Consider the following 16,316-nt stretch of genomic DNA (forward strand, 5'->3'; position numbering starts at 1 on the left):
TTTCCAAATACTCATCCGGATCGGTGACACCATCGGCCAGCTTTTTCTTCAGATCCTTGATTTCACGCTCTTTCGCCTCTTCCTTTTTAATCGTCAAATAAGCATCCGAATGTCTTGCAATCTCGCCTTTTTTCTTATGGGTGTCGCTTTCACGGTACGCCTTGGCGTTGTAGTGAAGCGGCGTGGCGTTTTTTCCTTTGCCCGTAGCGTTTTGAAGCTGCTCAAAGTCGGCTTGGATGAACTGTTCGTTCGCTTCGGTTTCTGCGTATTCTTTCGTAAGATCGTGATCAAGTTTGCCGAGTTTATGTATCGTTTCGCTTCTTTTTTTGTCAGCTGAAGACAGCTTTTGATCCGTGCTTTCCGTTGAAAACAGATCAAGCGAGATGATGTCTTCGATCTCTCTGAGGATGGACCCCATGTCCTTTTTTTGCCCTTCCATCATCGCCTTTGATTTGCTGAGGGCGTGGGTGAGTTCATGCTCCAGGAAAGATTCCTCCACATGTGAACTGGAAAGTCCGGCATCTTCGACCTTGCCGGGAAGGCTTGTGAGAAATGCGATTTTCATGTCGATCAGATCAAGCCAGCTGTCTGTGACGCCGGCGTGGTCTTGGAAAAAGGCTTTGATGTTGTCAGCGCCCCGGCCTGAAAAGTCGCTGTCACCGAGGTCAGCCATACCTTGAAACGCTTTTTTCAGATTGACCATCTGGCCGCGCAGTTCTTTGTATTCACTCGCACGCTGTTTGGCGGCGGCGAGGAGGGTGGTTGCTTCGAAAACTCTCATGACCATATCCTTTCATACGAAATACTTTAACAAGATATTACCATGGAAGAATGAAGGAAAAGCCAAATAAGTATTTTGAAAGTGCAAAATGATTAATTTGTTCTGGGTAAATTTACTTATTTTAAGATCGGGAATTGGGGTAGAGTTAGCTTTGGGTTGAATCGGTTGTTAGAACATCATGTGACGCACCTCCTTTGAAAAGCATACACACATATTAGAGGGCTGAAATTCACCCGAATGAATTGGGATACGGCGGCCCAAACGGCTTTCCGCATGGAACCAACCTGGGCAACTGGTCAACAGCTTTAAAAACTTCATCTTAACAGGGAAGTGCGGCGGGCATTGGGAATATAAAGGAATATAGGCTTACAGCTATGTAGGACGTAGGAAAATCTGTCAGACGGCGAAGGAAAGGCAATCTCCATGTGTTGTGACAGTTCGAATGCGGGTGTATGGAACTTCCCATTCATCCGAGTTATGTCAGAGGGACGAAAAGACTTTTTTTGAGGAGGAAGCGGAATGATTGAATTTACACGGCCATCGCCTATGAAGAAAACATGCACGATGCACCCGGGAAAGGAATCTGTCAGATCGGTTTCGTTTACTGATTTTAACGGCAATTCTGTAACAGTAACCCTTTGTCAAATGTGTCTGGCTGAATTAAAAATGAAAGCCGCGACTGAATACAGGAGCATGACCGAGGAGCGGGCCAAACTGAATCGTTTCAAGATTGGTGATCATGTGTATTTAGAGCATTTGGGAGTCGTCAGCGAGATAAAAAACATGGAAGGCGCTCAAGTGGCAAACAGGACAGACACAGACGGAGTCCGAAAGGCTACCCCTAAGGAAATAGCAGAATATAAAAAGCAGGAGGAGCATTAAAATTGAAAAAACAATTCAAATCAATCATTCTATCAGCAGTATTACTTCCGGGAGCGGCGGCCGTTGCGCCGCCTGCTTCCGCCGCATGGTCCAGATGGCAAAATGAATTCGGGTGGAGCGGCCGGCCATGTATACCGCGACATACAAGGCCGGCGCCTCCACTGTGGACTGGAAAGCCGAGAAAAAAGGATCAAGAACACTTTATTACACGGCCGGCGTATACAAGAAGCGCAGTGGCAGTGGGCTGACTGATACGAATTTAGTGCAACGGGGTAGCTTCAGAACGGCAACGCCTCTGAAATCATTCAACGTGAAAACGATCCGGAATAAGACCGGGAAAGGAACCTATGTCATTCAGTTGGACTGTTATTCTGATTCCGGCAAGAGGAACTATATCGGAACATTTGAATCAGCTGAATTTCAAATCAAATAAGGGGGATTCGATGGCGCTGAGAATAGTTTTTCTGCTGATGGGGTTAGGATTCTGGTTTTTATTTTCAGTACGAATATAGGCCGGACATGAAAGCGAACATCACATTAATAGGTGCAATCATTGCATTCACGGCCCCGGCGTTTTTTCAAGATATTGATAAGTATACGGAGAAAAAGAGGTGATTATTGCTGGCTTCTAGGTTCTGTTCCCATAAGGAATAGGATATCACTAACCTTGGTCACTTCCTAAAAAAAGTGAATCTTTTTAATAATTCTCTTCGTAAGAATGTACAGAGGTGGTGTGACATTATGATAGATGTTGAAAATGAACTGTTCAAGCTTTATCAGGAAGTGAGTAGGGTTAAGAAATTTAAATACTTTTATATTGATTCACCCTTTTTAAAAGAAGAAGAAGAAAAAGTCCAAAAGAATAGGATTTTTGTTGTACTAATTTGTAAATTAATATTTTATTTAATCGCTTTAATATTATGTGTTTTTGTCTTATATCATTACCTTCAGGGAAAAACGTTCTTAATTGGATTAGTAGCTAGTTCCTGGGTTTGTTTAATTATCGCTTTTTTTAGTATAAGGAAGGCCTTAACTAAGTTTGCATTGTTATCTGGCTATAGTAAAATCTATCTTTTAAGAAGAGCAAAAATTTATGAAGCTTTTAAAGAACATCTGGAAACTCGTAAATTTAATATAAACCAAATAGAGAAGTATCTTTTACCTTATTTGAAATCAAGTAATGAAGATAGACAAGCAGGTTCTGTAACAACTTTTTTAAAAATTATCATTCCTACTATTTTTGTTTCAATGATTACCAGTTTTTTTACACTTATTATTAATAGTGCTGTTGAAGAGACATATTTTAGACAAGAAGAATTTAATCAAGCCATGTGGCTATGGGTTATATTAGGGATTAGTACAATTGTATTAGGATCTATGGTTTTTACAACAATACATTCTTTTCACAACAAATCAAGTTATAATAAAAATTACAAATTGCTGGAAACACTTTTTTATAATTATCTATTAGAAAAAGGTAAGCGATCTATAAAAAAACCAAAGAGAAGATCTTAATATCTAAGTCCAAGACGGAAAGCCTGCGTACACTGAACTTACAGCATTAGCGCTGTTTGTTTGGTGTCCGTTTTTTATTTGAGCGGAGGGATGACATGAAGCAGAAAAAGAACAAGCCCAATAATAACACGCAGAGCGCTCAGATCGTTTCTGGCAACAAATGATGAGACGAACATGCAAATACTTAAACGAGGCAAGGGCGGCGCATTTAAGCGCAAATAAGGGAGGAATCAGAATGCAGGATTTAATCATTGAGTACAAATGAGCATTAAGAGAAATAAGAAAAATGTACCGGCTCTACAAAGATACGGCTGAAGTCAATCTGACGGCTGAACAGATCAACGACAAAAAGATGATCAGTAGCATGATCAGCGATATTGCATTCACTCTTGAATGGCTGCAGAACGGAAGACAGCCCGGCGCCCGCCGAGGTGCTGACAGAAGAGACGCATATCAAAGGACGATTCTTACTGATCCTCGCTTAATTGATGCGCTGCCAGAAGAATACGCAATCGTTCAAGAAGCTGAGGGAGAGGTAAGTGTTGGGATAAGGAAAGAATTGCTGACGCCCTTTTTTAAAGTGGAAGATTGTTGGTCAGCTGTTGTCCAAACAGATGCAAGCGGGTGCGCTGGCGGCTATCTATCCCAATCCGAATAAAAAGGTAAAGAATTTGGATTGCTGGTGGTAATGTTCCGAAAAACGGAAAAATGCGTATAGAAGGTTTCAGGTCTATAAAAAGGTAGGTAGCTGAACTAATACTTTACAAAGTAAAGATCAAAGATCATTCTTTATAAATAAATTTAAAAATTTACCGATAATAGTATTGTTCTTTTCTAGATTAACTTTTCGGAGAGTGATTTTTTTGAAGAAAAACATACTTATAGTTTTGTTTCTTATTTTTTTAAGTGCGTTACTCACTACTACTGCATCAGTAGAAGCTCAAAATGCAGATCAAACTGAAGTGAAAACTTGGGAAGGTAAAGAGGATTTACCAAAGGAACTATCTCTTTTTAGTACTGCGGTTATTGACGGTAAAATCTATGTAATTGGTGGTAATAATAACGGCAAAGTTCAAAACCAAATTTATGTATATGATCCTAAACAAAATAAATGGATTGAAAAAGTTTCTATGAATGAAGGGAGAGAAGGTGCAGCTATTGCAGTTGTTGATCATAAAATCTATGTAATCGGAGGTTATGGCGAGGATAATTCTGGTTCGAAGACCTATTTAAAAACTGTTGAAGTATATGACATTAACACAGATTCATGGACAAAAGGTATAGAATTACCTAAACCTCTAACGGGATCATCTGCAACAGTTATAGGGAAGGATATTTATTTAATAGGTGGATTTAATCCTAGTGAAGGTCCAACTTCCAACACTTATATTTACAATACTGATACTAAAACCTGGTCTGAAAAAAGTTCTCTGCCGATTCCATTAAGAGCTTTAAGCACAGCAACAGTAAAAGAGAAAATTTATGCTATTGGTGGCGAAAATAAAAGTGGTTTTAGTAATAGCATTTTTGAGTATGATCCCAAAACTGATAATTGGACCTTTAAATACTCTTTGAGGGATAAATTAAGCTATATAGCTTCTACGGTTTACAATAATAAAATTTATTTAATGGGAGGATCAGATTCAAGTAAAAAAGCATCAAATAGTTCAGTAATTTATGACCCTGTTGCAAATACAGTTAACGATTTTCAAAATCTAACCAGTTCTCGAGTAGCTGCAGGTGCGGCGACAATAAAAAATAATATTTTTATTATCGGGGGAACTACTAAAGGTGGCTCTATTGCTGTAGATACATCAGGTATGGTGAAAACAGTTCAGGTGTATACAGAGAAAAACCCAGATGACAACTTGGGAGATCCGAGTTCTGGTGGCAATATTCCTGAGGAAGGGCACGCTGATCGAGCTATCCTTACTATAACAATGACAAACGGACTTGAAAAAGAATTTGATCTTTCGATGGAAGAGTTAAATAGTTTCGTTAACTGGTACGATCAAAAAGACTCGGGAACAGGCCCTTCTAGATACGAGGTGGACAAACACGACAATAATATTGGTCCGTTTGAGAACAGAAAAGATCATGTTATTTTTAAGAATATCCTTACTTTTGAAGTGAATGAGTATTCAACGAATAAAAGCAGTAATCAGAGTAACAAAACCTCTTAACAAAAAACAGATTTACATAAAATCACCTCAAATTATTTGTTAAATGGTTAATGCTCTTTTGAGCCGAGGATCTTTCCTGTTAGAGTATTATCTATTAATCTAACGTTAAATTGCGGGCTTTGACCGCCTTCGTGGGGGCAGTAAACATTTCTGCTCGATTGATTGACTCTGGTTGTTTACCGTCAGCGAGTGTTTTAATTGAAAATTTCAGCTGATTTCCTAACTGTCACGGAAAACATCTCACAGGAAATATATTGACTTTCATCCTGTTTGTAATGTTAATTAGAAGATGTATACAAAAACATTATAATGAGGAGGCCTGAGTGTGAAAAATAAAGCGAGAATACAAGTTGGACTATGCATTGGACTTTTATGTTTAAGCTTTACCGGTTTCAGCCCTTTATTCGGCTCTACGCACGCTGAAGCAAAATCCATAGAAGACACAAAAATGACAAGCTGTACAACGAACAAAAAATTTGTTCAGCTTGAGAAAAAATTTGATGCCAGGATTGGGGTTTATGCGATTGATACAGGTTCAAACAAGACAATCGCCTATCGGCCGAATGAACGGTTTGCTTACGCATCAACCTATAAAGTTTTGGCCGCAGCTGCTGTTCTGAAGAAAAGCTCAAATGAAAAACTTAATGCCATCATCCGCTACAGTAAAGACGATTTAGTTACATATTCTCCAATCACAGAAAAACACCTGGATACAGGCATGAGCCTGAAAGAAATCTCAGAAGCCGCTGTCCGTTACAGCGATAATACTGCCGGGAACCTATTGCTGCAGCAGCTTGGCGGCCCTAAAGGTTTCGAAAAATCACTGAAACAGATCGGGGATCATGTAACGAAAGCGGATCGATTCGAGACGGATCTAAACTCTGCGATTCCCGGGGATCGTCGTGACACAAGCACAGCAAAGGCACTGGCAACTGATCTTAAAGCGTTCACTTTAGGTAACACTCTCACGACTGACAAGCGCACGATCTTAACGGATTGGATGCGGGGCAACGCTACCGGCGACGAACTGATTCGGGCAGGCGCTCCTGCAGGATGGGAAGTCGGCGATAAATCCGGAGCCGGAAGTTACGGGACGCGAAACGACATTGCGATCGTGTGGCCGCCTGACAGAGCTCCAATCGTTTTGGCAATCCTGTCAAACCGATTTACGGAAGATGCCGATTATCATAATGCTCTTATCGCTGAGGCTGCAAAAGTCGCTCTTAATGATCTTAAATAAACATTGCCGTTCATTTTTTATGGACGGTTTTTTATATGTTGAGAATGCGGTATGCCGGTTTCGATGTTATAATGTAAAGCCATAAAATGATGGGAAGAGGGGGAGTTTCGATGCATTACATAACGGCATGCTTAAAAATCATCAGTGATAAAGACCTTAATGAAATAATGAAGGAATTCAAAAAACTTGAGGAAGAAACGAACAAAGAAGAAGGCTGTATTCAGTTCCATGCTCATCCGCTTGAACCATCAGAACGCAAAATTATGCTTTGGGAGATTTGGGAAAACGAAGAAGCTGTTAAAGTCCATTTTACGAAAAAACACACAAAAGACGTTCAAAAACAAGAATTAACGGAAGTAGAATGGTTAATGAAAAGCAATGTGAGTGAGTAAAAGGCTTTGTCTGTTGTTGGCCGACTCTGCCGGTAACAATCATCAGTTTCATTCATTAAAACCCTTGCTGCGCAAGGGTTTTTTTCTTTGAAAAGTTCTTTATATCACAGTCTTTTTATGGGTAAGGAACAGACTTGGAATGAAGATGGCCGCAAGGATGATGACGGATACTAAGAATCCGGCATGGTAGCCTTTTAAACTGTTCGGAATCGTTGGCTGCAATCCTTGTATGACAGTTGCGGTAACGGTTGCGATCACAGCTGACCCAAAGCTGGAACCGAGGTTTTCAATCATATGAATACCGACACCTGCTTCCGGAAGCCGTTTGCTGTCAAGACCTGTATAAGCGTCACTCATTAATGGGAGCATAATTCCTCCAAAACTGGTGCCGCGGATAAATAATACGACGGAAATCCAAATCATACTTGTGTTATCGGTGATAAAAATAAGCGGGATAGATCCGATCAGCGAAAGAACAAGACTGACCGTAACCACGTATTTCGCACCGATCTTATCAATCATTTTTCCGATCAGCGGACGAGTCACGAGCATTCCGACTCCTTGAGGGATTAAAGCGAGTGCTGCTCCGACTGCCGTGAAATGACGAATGTCTTGAAAAAACAGCGGAAGTATTAACATCGGCCCCATGATGGCAACATTCGCTAAGAACAACCCGATCGAAGATGCTAAGAAGCTCTTGTTTGCAAACAAATTCATAGGCAGCACGGTTTGGTTTTTCTTGATCATATTATATACAAGATAAATGACTGCTGAAACAAGACCGATGCCCGCCCATAAAATGGTGTCGCTATTGTTAAATGATGCATGATCCGCCGCTTTCGTAATACCGTACATCAATGCCGCGCTCATTAATGACAAATTGATAATCCCGAAAATATCGAGTTTACGATCTTTGTTGAATGGTTCAAAGTCTGGAATGGTTTTCATCATAAGCGGTGCGGCAATCAAAGTGATGAACACGTTGATGTAAAAAATCCAATGCCATGAAGCGCCTTGGACGATGAAGCCTCCGATGACAGGTCCTAAGATCGGGCCGAAGATCATAGGGGTGCTGACAATTGCCATCACTTTTCCCAGGTTTTCCGGACCTGCCGTTTTAACCAAGAGTGTTGACATAAGCGGAGTGATAATGCCGGCGCTGAATCCTTGAAGCAAACGGAAGAAGATGAAGCTGGAAACGTCACGGCTCATTCCCGCAAAAACAGAAATGACACCAAAGGCGATGACTGAGCCGATGAAGATTTTCTTACCGTTATATTTATTCATAAGCCAGCCGGATACGGGTACTGCAATCGCAAGTGCTAACATATAGCCTGTAACGGACCACTGAATGGTATCCAATGTTGTGTTGAAGTCTTTGGTCAGTTTGGCGATGGCGATGTTTACCATCGTAGAGTCAAGCATTGGAGCAATTGCTCCCAGTGCAATAGCCCAGGCGGCTGTGAGAACTTCTTTTGGCAGCCGAAGTTCCTTTCTTTTATGTGTTGACATATTATTCTCCTCTCAAAATTGCTGTATTTGTTTCCTTGTCAACAAAATAATAGAGTGATTTTGTTTCTTTGTCAACAATAAGAGGGATATAAAAAGGCAGCCCGTTTTCATGGAGCGGGGCTGCCTATGGTTTTATTCCGATTTGATGTCTGCACCAAGTTTCTTTATTTCTGAATCCAAATGCCTGCTGTATGTTTCCACGAAGCTCAGCATTGTGTCAAATTGTTCATCAGTTACTTGTTCAAACACGATTTTGTCCCGTTCTTGAAACTCTTTGTGCAATTCCTCGTGAATTTTATAAATGACTTTTCCTTGCTCGGTAAGCCTGAAATAGATTTCTTTCTTGTTAAGCGGCTTCTGATAGCTTTCGATAAGGCCTTTATTGATAAGCTTCTTCGTTAATTTACTTATAGCGCCTCTTGTCATATAAAGGGACTCCGCAAGTTTTGTCACATTGGCGTCTTCAATTTTTTCGATGAATTCGATGCAATGCACTTCAGAAGGTTTATGCCCCTTGAGGCTTTCTTCCATCTTCAGCCTATTCAGCCACACCATCTTGTTAAAAAAGTCCCTGAAATCCGTGAGGAGCTGTTCTTTTTTGTTCATGGCCCGTCCTCCTGCTCGGTGGTGCTTACACAATATTATAAAATGTTTGTTTCTTTTTCAACAATCGTAAAGTTATTATTTAGGAACTGAGAGATAGTGCGCAGAAATAAGAAGGAGGGGGAACAGAAGAAGTTTTTTATTTAAAAAGCGGTTTTTTAACCGAAACGTGGTTTTTCGGGTATGTTTCTTTCCGTATTCGTTACTTGCTCTTTTTCATAACAGGCCAACTCTGCAGCCTTACAAAAAAGCAGGCTGCGAAAAGAGCCTGCTTTAGAATTGCATCAATCATTTTCCTGTTGCGGCGTCATGAAAAGCGTCAATTGCGGTTGTGTATTTCAAGACGTTTTTAGACACTTTGGCGGTTGCGCCTAATGGATACGCGTCTGACAGAACGCTGGAGTGAGCTTCGGGTTCCCAGTAAAATACGCCGGTTCCTTTGCCGTTCGGAACGGCTTTCACCAGTTTTATGGTGTCTTTTATGGTCCAGTAGGAATCTTTCGGATTATTTTCATCTCCGCCCAGTTCAACCACCATGACTTCCTTGTTATAGCGTGAGGCGATATCATTCAAATTAGATGATAAATGGCCGGTGAGCTCCCAGTACGGCTTACCTTCCCAATAGGGATAGAACGAAACGCCGATGATGTCGGTTTTTCCTCCGTTTTTAAAGAATTGATCAAACCACCATCTGAATAGGCTGTTGTCCGTGCCGTGTGCCAAATGGCTGATGACCTTGGTGGCCGGGCTGACGGATTTCACGGCGTCATAGCCTTTGTTCAGTAAGCCGGTCAATTTGCTGAAATCTCTCGTGCTGCCGTCGGGCAGTAAAATTCCTGAATTCATTTCATTTCCTACTTGCACCCAATCAGGGGAGATGCCGTGATTTTTAAGTTCTTTCATGACATCGTACGTATGGTTATACACGGCTGCCTGCAGCTGGCTGTTTGAATAGCCGGTCCATTGGTTCGGCTTGATCTGGTGGCCGGGATCAGCGAACACGTCACTGTAATGGAAGTCAACCATTACTTTCATTCCTAACGCTTTTGCCCTTTTGGCCGCCGCAAGTACGCCCGCTTTGTCACTATAGCCGAGCATGGTCCATGTTGTGCCGTCTTTCAGCCAATAATAGCTGCTCGGCGGATTCACAAACACTCTCAGTCTCACGGCATTTATTCCGTGATCTTTAAGAATCTGCAAGGCATCTTTCTGTTTCCCGCCGTCATCCAGCCAGCGCACACCTTCATCCTCCATTTGTTTCAGCCATCCTATATCCGCGCCATAGGCAAACGAGGCATCCGCTTTTGCTTTAGGAGACTTCTCAAGAAATGTAAAAGCGGTGAAAATGAGAGAAAGACAGATTGCGTTTACAAATACACGTTTCAATCGGTTTTTGAACATCACAATACCTCCTGATAAAAAAGATTGTTGATTGATTTCACTCTGAATGTTTCAGCTGTCATTCTCCAATAACGTCGTGAAACGCTGAAACGCCTGAATTCCTTCGGGTGTCATTTTAAAAACGCCTGCATCGGTCAGCGCGCGTAAAAATACATTCGCGGTTTCTTTTTGTAAAACAGCGGCTGCATTTTCCGGTGTCACGTCTTTATCCGCTTTGATGTTTTCAGCCCACGGAAGATGAATGTCTTTGATGTCATGAGGTTCATTCAGTAAATACTTTTTCACTTCTGCCAGCTCATCTTTCAGGCGGGGAGGTAAAACGGCGAGCCCCATCACTTCAATCAGACCGATATTTTCTCTTTTGATATGATGAACGTCTTGATGCGGGTGAAAAATGCCATCCGGATATTCTTCGGAGGTGCGGTTGTTTCTGAGAGCGAGATCAATTTCAAAATCCGTTCCCCTGCGTCTGGCAATCGGGGTGACGGTATTATGGGGTTCATTTGTCTTCGCGATGATGCTGACGGTTTCGTCTGAATATTCCCGCCACTTTTCAAAAACATACGCAGCGGCATCTGTCAGCAAATCCGGATCTTTTGCGCGAAGGCGGATCACTGATACCGGCCACTTCACGGTTTCGGCCTGAACGTCTGGAAAATGACGCATATGAAAAGGGTAGAGGGAACCCGCTTTTGCCATCGGAAACTCATGGGCGCCGCCTTGATAATGATCGTGAGAAAGAATGGAACCTCCTACGATCGGCAAGTCTGCGTTTGATCCCGCGAAATAATGCGGGAAAATTTCCGTAATGGCCAGAAGCCTTCTGAAGCTGTCGCGGCTGATGTTCATCGGCTTGTGCACGCTTGAAAGAAAGATGGCATGCTCGCTGTAATACGCATAAGGAGAGTATTGAAACCCCCACTGTTCTCCCGCTAAGTCAAGCCTGATGATGCGGTGGTTTGAACGGGCGGGGTGATGCGGTGTTCCGGCATACCCCTCGTTTTCCATACAGAGCAGGCATTTCGGATACCGGTTTTCCGGACTGTTTTTTACCGCGGCGATGTCTTTGGGGTCTTTTTCGGGCTTTGATAGATTAATGGTGATGTCCAATTCCCCAAAAGGTGTTATTGAGCGGTACACGATATTTTTTCGAATGGCCCGCGTCTTAATATAGTCGTTGTTTTGGCTCAGTCGGTAAAAATAATCTGTTGCTTTTTTCGGGCAATCTGATAACAATTCGCTGAAGGCGGCATTGATCAGAGAAGGGGCCGGTGTGATCACGTCCATGATTCTGCTTCCCAGCATGTCTCTTTCAGCCGGCGTATCGTTTATGATTGACCGTTTTACCGCGTCTTTCACCATTTCGTCCACATAGTGAAGCCTGTTTTGTTTCTTGATACGTTTCGGTTCTGCATAATCCGTCAGTCCGAGCAGATCGAGAAGTCTGTTTCTTGTATAAATCACATCTGTTCCATTTATGTCGCCTAAGACAGTGCTTTCTTTCAGAAACCCTGCCACTGATTCAAAAACGTCAATGACCGCCGCCTCCATTTCATTTGTCCTTGTATCCGTTAGGATGATGCCGATGCCAATTCCATGCTGACGCAATGATTTCCGATATGTCCGTTTGTTTCGGATTCCAGCCGAGAATGTTCCGCGCTTTATCGCTGGAAGCGATGAGGGCGCTTGGATCACCGGGTCTTCTTGCGGCCGCTCTTACTTTTATGTCTCTTTCGGTCACTTGCCGGGCCGCTTCCGCCATTTCTGATACGGAAAACCCGCTGCTTGATCCTAAATTGAAAATGCCGCTGTCTCCGCCGTTTTGCAAATATTCCAGAGCGAGAATATGGGCATCGATTAAATCGGAAACATGAACATAATCGCGGATGCACGTGCCGTCTTTTGTATCATAGTCAGTGCCGAATATCAAAACCTCCTCGCGCTGACCGAGCGCGGTTTGTAAAAGGATAGGGATAAGGTGGGTTTCCGGATGATGATCTTCTCCGATGGAACCGTCCGTTTTCGCGCCGGCAACGTTAAAATACCGAAGTGAGACATATTTTATGCCGCAAGCGGTATCGCACCACTTCAGCATTTTTTCTGCCATGAGTTTTGATTCGCCGTATGCGCTTTCCGGCTTTTCCGGCATGTCTTCTGTGATGGGCACTTTTTCAGGTTCGCCGTAAACAGCGGCGGATGAAGAAAACACAATGTGTTTCACCCCGAATTCCTGCATGACCTCCAGCGTAATTTGCGTACCGTACACATTATTATTGAAATATGAAAGAGGGTCTTTCATTGATTCGCCGACAAGGGATTGAGCGGCAAAATGAAGAACGCCTGTTACGTTCTCCTTCGCAAACACAGAGCGAAGAAACGGTTTGTCACGGATATCTCCATGGTAAAAAACGACTTTTTCATGAACGGCTTTCCGGTGGCCTGTCTGGAGATTATCCACAGCTATCGTTTTAAATCCTTTGTTTACTAATTGATCAACCGCATGAGAACCGATATAGCCGGCTCCGCCGAGAACGAGAATCGCCATGGTTTATTTTTCCCTCCATTCAGCCGCGCCATCGCTTATATCCGCGATGTAGAAAGAAGCTTCAAGACCTGTCCTGCTGCGGTAGTGAGATGAAACGGCCCGGATAAAGCCGGCGGTTTCTTCACTTTCCACAATGGCTATGGCGCAGCCGCCGAACCCCGCGCCCGTCATCCGCGCTCCGAGTGCTCCTTCTTTCCAGGCTGCTTCAGCCAGCGCGTCTAATTCGTCACCGGTCACTTCGTAGTCATCACGTAAAGAACGGTGCGACGCATTCATCAGCTCCCCGAACGTTTTCAAATCATTCGATTTGAGAGCTTCCGCCGCTGAGAGGGTCCGCTCGTTTTCATTGACCGCGTGCCGGGCTCTTTTACGCAAAGTTTCACGGGAGAGAAGAGGTTCGAGTTCGTTGAATTCTTCTCCCGTCAATTCCGCAAGTGATGCGATATTCCGATATTGCCGCAGTTCCGTGAGAGCCGCGTCGCATTCGCTGCGGCGTTCATTATACTTTGAAGCCGCCAGCTCCCGGCGTTTGTTCGTATTCATAATGACGATTTTATATCCGTTAAAAGCAGCCGGAATCATTTCGTGCTCAAGCTTATCGCAGTTTAAAAGAATGGCCATGTTCTTTTTGCCTTTTTGCACTGCGAATTGATCCATAATGCCTGAATTCACGCCGATAAATTCATTTTCGACTCTTTTTCCGATAAGCGCCAGTTCAGTATCGGAAACATCCAGGCTGAATAACTTTCTTAAAATGGAACCGGTTAACATTTCAATGGAAGCAGAGGAGCTTAAACCGGCTCCGTTTGGAATCGTACCGTGAAAAAGAATATCCATTCCGCTGTCTATTTGGCCGCCGGCTTCAAGAAGATAATGGATCATCCCCTTCGGATAATTGGCCCAGCCGTCTTCTTTTTTGTATGCTGTGGCGGAAAGATCAAGGCAGACAATGCCGCTGTCAGGAAAGTTTTCTGAGTATAACCGGATCTGGTGATCTTCGCGTTTTGCGCATACGGCATATGTTCCGATCGTAATCGCGCAGGGAAGAACGTGGCCGCCTATATAATCCGTATGTTCCCCGATCAGGTTGATCCGGCCGGGTGCGAAAAACAGTTCTCCGTTACTTCTCTTGAAAATGTCTTCGAATCTTGATTTCAAAAGTTTGGCATCCATGATAAACCTCCGATTCTATTTTGAGGTATGCTCCAGTATGAACTGAATGGCTTTTTGTGAATTTCTGGTGAGGCTGATATATTCCGCTCCTTTCGTTGCGATGAGTTTCACTTGCAGGCGATCCGCATCTTCTTTAATGTCATCGTAATAAGAGCCGACCTGCGGAGCCAAAATGATCATATCGAAGTCTTTCATGATGTCGTAATGGGAACCGTAGGCGCCTGCTGAGGCGGTAATCGGCACGTTGTATTCTTCGGCTCCTTCTGTCAGTGCGTTCGCAAGCATGGCGCTCGTTCCCGCTCCGGCGCACAGCACTAGCACATTGGTGCCGTGTTCCAAGGCGGATGAGGATTCCTGAAAATTTGTGCTGATGACGGAAGCCGCGTCTTCTGAGGCGCCGGCTATTACGGGCTGTATCTCCCGGGATTTTTGCGGCGCGGTTTCAGGCTCGGTGTGTTGGGCTTCTTCCGCCGCTAATACTTTGTCATAAGCTTTACAGAATGGCAGGTATATCAGGAAATCGACAATGATTAATACAGCCGTCAGAACAAAAGCCGAGAGCCCCATGCCGGTTCCGAGAATCAAGCCGGCGGGCGCCGGGGTGGCCCACGGAAGAACATACATAAAACTGTTCATTCCGATGACATCCACGAAAAATTTAAACAGACAGACATTCACCATCGGCGTTACAACAAACGGAATGAAAAAATAAGGATTTAAAATGATCGGCGCAGCAAAGAGAAGAGGTTCGTTTACTGCGAAAGACACCGGAACTGCGGATGCTTTTCCGACTGCTTTCAATTGCTTGGATTTTGCGAAAAGCAGAAAGATAAACGGAACAACAAGGGTTGCGCCGGTTCCTCCCATTGTGCCGACGAAGTTCCCGAGTCCGACGGTCAGCACGTTGGACGCCTGCTCACCGGCATTATGAAGCTGCAGGTTCGCCTCCACATTTGCGTAAATAATAGCTGCGATGGCCGGCTCCACAATAGATGGTCCGTGAACGCCGACAAACCAGAACAGCGCCATCATTCCCCAAATGACACAAATCCCGAGATAACCGTCTGCGGCGGTAAAAAACGGCGATAAGAGAGAGGAGAGAGCCTCTGCAAAAGATACGTTCAGCGTATTCCTGATCAATAAATCAACGCTCACCATGGCCAAAACGGAAAAAGCGAACGGAAAAACATCTTTAAATGTTTGTGAAATGGTACCCGGCACTTCTTTAGGCATTTTAATCGTAATATTTTTCAGCACGCAGAATCTGTAAACGTTCACCGTTATGAAAGCGGATACAAAAGCGGCTAAAAGACCTTTTGTGCCGAGATATTCCGTGGAGAACCCGCCGTCGATTTGAGTGACGCTTAAAATGAGAAACCCGACGACTGAAGCAAGCATCGCTGAAACGGGGTTGATCCCTTTGTTTTTCGGCATTTTTCGGTTCATTGATTCACTCAGGCATTTCGCACTTGTTGCCGCAACGATCAGGCCGAGGGCGCCCATTGAATAGTTATAAACTTTCCAAAGCCATTCAGAAACACTTTTAGGCCAAGTGAAACCCAACACTTCCGGCACAGCGGCGGTGAGGATGAAAATGCTGGCGAATAAAATAACAGGCATGGCAGTTAAGAAGCCGTCGCGGATCGCGCCTAAATAAATGTTTCGTGAGATTTTTTCGAAAAACGGTTTTCCCTTTTCGATTTGCTTGATGATACCGTTCATTTTTCCACTCCTTATCGGCGGCTTCGGTAGAGTTCTATAAAATCCTGAATAAGATCACGGAGCAAAAGGGTTGTCATCAAGTGGTCCTGACCGTGAACGAAAATAAACCCTAATTCCATGTCCTTGCCGTCAGCTTCTTCAGCTAACATTTTCGTTTGCGCATTGTGGGCGAGGGTTAAATTTTCATCGGCGCTTTTCAATGCTGCTTCCGTGTTTTCGAAGTTTCCGGCACGGACTTCTTTCAGGACTTTCAATAAAGTGCTTCTGGCGTCGCCGGCATAGGCGACGATTTCAAAACCGAGCATCTGCAATTCTTCCTTTGTCATGAAAAAACCTCCTAAAGACGGCACACATGATGAAAAGAGAC

Annotated in this window: 15 protein-coding genes and 1 pseudogene; 7 read left to right on the top strand and 9 right to left on the bottom strand. The window is 43.6% G+C overall.

The features are described 5' to 3' along the window. Positions 1–781: ribonuclease YeeF family protein (locus tag ACWJJ4_RS11135; protein WP_454021650.1), on the bottom strand; the 781-nt coding region annotated here is incomplete at its 3' end. A 519-nt stretch (positions 782–1,300) separates the two neighbouring features. Between ACWJJ4_RS11135 and ACWJJ4_RS11140 the strand changes: the two genes are divergently transcribed. The 7 genes and pseudogenes from ACWJJ4_RS11140 to ACWJJ4_RS11170 all read left to right on the top strand — a co-directional run bounded on the left by ACWJJ4_RS11140 (position 1,301) and on the right by ACWJJ4_RS11170 (position 6,993). Next, complete coding sequence (locus ACWJJ4_RS11140; protein WP_454021651.1) at positions 1,301–1,663, top strand: hypothetical protein; 363 nt, start codon at positions 1,301–1,303, stop codon at positions 1,661–1,663. 2 nt (positions 1,664–1,665) lie between these two features. After that, a pseudogene (locus ACWJJ4_RS11145) lies at positions 1,666–2,096 on the top strand (hypothetical protein). Between the two features lie 308 nt (positions 2,097–2,404). Further along, the gene (locus ACWJJ4_RS11150) at positions 2,405–3,178 is read left to right on the top strand and encodes a hypothetical protein (protein WP_172614600.1); all 774 of its coding nucleotides are present in this window, start codon (positions 2,405–2,407) and stop codon (positions 3,176–3,178) included. A 286-nt stretch (positions 3,179–3,464) separates the two neighbouring features. Continuing rightward, positions 3,465–3,836, top strand: a complete 372-nt coding sequence (locus ACWJJ4_RS11155) for a hypothetical protein (protein ID WP_326360145.1) — start codon at positions 3,465–3,467, stop codon at positions 3,834–3,836. A 196-nt stretch (positions 3,837–4,032) separates the two neighbouring features. After that, positions 4,033–5,361, top strand: a complete 1,329-nt coding sequence (locus ACWJJ4_RS11160) for a Kelch repeat-containing protein (protein ID WP_454021652.1) — start codon at positions 4,033–4,035, stop codon at positions 5,359–5,361. Between the two features lie 319 nt (positions 5,362–5,680). Continuing rightward, on the top strand, positions 5,681–6,601 hold the full coding sequence (gene bla / locus ACWJJ4_RS11165) for a class A beta-lactamase (protein WP_454021672.1): 921 nt from the start codon (positions 5,681–5,683) through the stop codon (positions 6,599–6,601). Between the two features lie 110 nt (positions 6,602–6,711). After that, entirely contained in the window at positions 6,712–6,993 is a 282-nt protein-coding gene (locus ACWJJ4_RS11170; protein ID WP_077722075.1) for a putative quinol monooxygenase, read from the top strand. A gap of 99 nt (positions 6,994–7,092) precedes the next feature. On the opposite strand, the gene ACWJJ4_RS11175 is transcribed toward ACWJJ4_RS11170, so the two are convergent. The 8 genes from ACWJJ4_RS11175 to ACWJJ4_RS11210 form a co-directional block, all read right to left on the bottom strand. Then, a complete protein-coding gene (locus ACWJJ4_RS11175; RefSeq protein WP_454021653.1) occupies positions 7,093–8,505 on the bottom strand; it encodes an MDR family MFS transporter in 1,413 nt (470 codons plus the stop codon). A 132-nt stretch (positions 8,506–8,637) separates the two neighbouring features. Beyond that, entirely contained in the window at positions 8,638–9,111 is a 474-nt protein-coding gene (locus tag ACWJJ4_RS11180) for a MarR family transcriptional regulator (RefSeq protein ID WP_146283625.1), read from the bottom strand. Between the two features lie 285 nt (positions 9,112–9,396). Then, positions 9,397–10,509 carry a glycoside hydrolase family 53 protein gene (locus tag ACWJJ4_RS11185; RefSeq protein ID WP_454021654.1) on the bottom strand — a complete coding sequence of 371 codons (1,113 nt, stop codon included), beginning with the start codon at positions 10,507–10,509 and terminating at the stop codon, positions 9,397–9,399. A 51-nt stretch (positions 10,510–10,560) separates the two neighbouring features. Further along, positions 10,561–12,060, bottom strand: coding sequence for a UDP-glucose--hexose-1-phosphate uridylyltransferase (galT, locus tag ACWJJ4_RS11190; RefSeq protein WP_454021655.1), 1,500 nt, complete (start codon positions 12,058–12,060; stop codon positions 10,561–10,563). Position 12,061: 1 nt separating this feature from the next. Next, entirely contained in the window at positions 12,062–13,054 is a 993-nt protein-coding gene (gene galE, locus ACWJJ4_RS11195) for a UDP-glucose 4-epimerase GalE (RefSeq protein ID WP_173612660.1), read from the bottom strand. 3 nt (positions 13,055–13,057) lie between these two features. Then, the gene (locus ACWJJ4_RS11200) at positions 13,058–14,227 is read right to left on the bottom strand and encodes a galactokinase (RefSeq protein WP_326243595.1); all 1,170 of its coding nucleotides are present in this window, start codon (positions 14,225–14,227) and stop codon (positions 13,058–13,060) included. Positions 14,228–14,242: 15 nt separating this feature from the next. Next, positions 14,243–15,949 (bottom strand): PTS lactose transporter subunit IIBC, encoded by a 1,707-nt coding sequence (locus ACWJJ4_RS11205; RefSeq protein ID WP_454021656.1) that lies wholly within the window; start codon positions 15,947–15,949, stop codon positions 14,243–14,245. Between the two features lie 11 nt (positions 15,950–15,960). After that, positions 15,961–16,275, bottom strand: a complete 315-nt coding sequence (locus ACWJJ4_RS11210; protein WP_007407323.1) for a PTS lactose/cellobiose transporter subunit IIA — start codon at positions 16,273–16,275, stop codon at positions 15,961–15,963. Between the last annotated feature and the right edge of the window lie 41 nt (positions 16,276–16,316).

The sequence above is a fragment of the Bacillus sp. JK62 genome (genome assembly GCF_053663455.1).

Excerpts from the sequence above, each read along its gene's own strand:
- ACWJJ4_RS11140 (WP_454021651.1), top strand. The coding sequence starts at position 1,301 with ATGATTGAATTTACACGGCCATCGCCTATGAAGAAAACATGCACGATG.
- ACWJJ4_RS11150 (WP_172614600.1), top strand. The coding sequence starts at position 2,405 with ATGATAGATGTTGAAAATGAACTGTTCAAGCTTTATCAGGAAGTGAGT.
- ACWJJ4_RS11155 (WP_326360145.1), top strand. The coding sequence starts at position 3,465 with ATGTACCGGCTCTACAAAGATACGGCTGAAGTCAATCTGACGGCTGAA.
- ACWJJ4_RS11170 (WP_077722075.1), top strand. The coding sequence starts at position 6,712 with ATGCATTACATAACGGCATGCTTAAAAATCATCAGTGATAAAGACCTT.
- ACWJJ4_RS11175 (WP_454021653.1), bottom strand. The coding sequence starts at position 8,505 with ATGTCAACACATAAAAGAAAGGAACTTCGGCTGCCAAAAGAAGTTCTC.
- ACWJJ4_RS11180 (WP_146283625.1), bottom strand. The coding sequence starts at position 9,111 with ATGAACAAAAAAGAACAGCTCCTCACGGATTTCAGGGACTTTTTTAAC.
- ACWJJ4_RS11185 (WP_454021654.1), bottom strand. The coding sequence starts at position 10,509 with ATGTTCAAAAACCGATTGAAACGTGTATTTGTAAACGCAATCTGTCTT.
- galT (WP_454021655.1), bottom strand. The coding sequence starts at position 12,060 with ATGGAGGCGGCGGTCATTGACGTTTTTGAATCAGTGGCAGGGTTTCTG.
- galE (WP_173612660.1), bottom strand. The coding sequence starts at position 13,054 with ATGGCGATTCTCGTTCTCGGCGGAGCCGGCTATATCGGTTCTCATGCG.
- ACWJJ4_RS11200 (WP_326243595.1), bottom strand. The coding sequence starts at position 14,227 with ATGGATGCCAAACTTTTGAAATCAAGATTCGAAGACATTTTCAAGAGA.
- ACWJJ4_RS11205 (WP_454021656.1), bottom strand. The coding sequence starts at position 15,949 with ATGAACGGTATCATCAAGCAAATCGAAAAGGGAAAACCGTTTTTCGAA.
- ACWJJ4_RS11210 (WP_007407323.1), bottom strand. The coding sequence starts at position 16,275 with ATGACAAAGGAAGAATTGCAGATGCTCGGTTTTGAAATCGTCGCCTAT.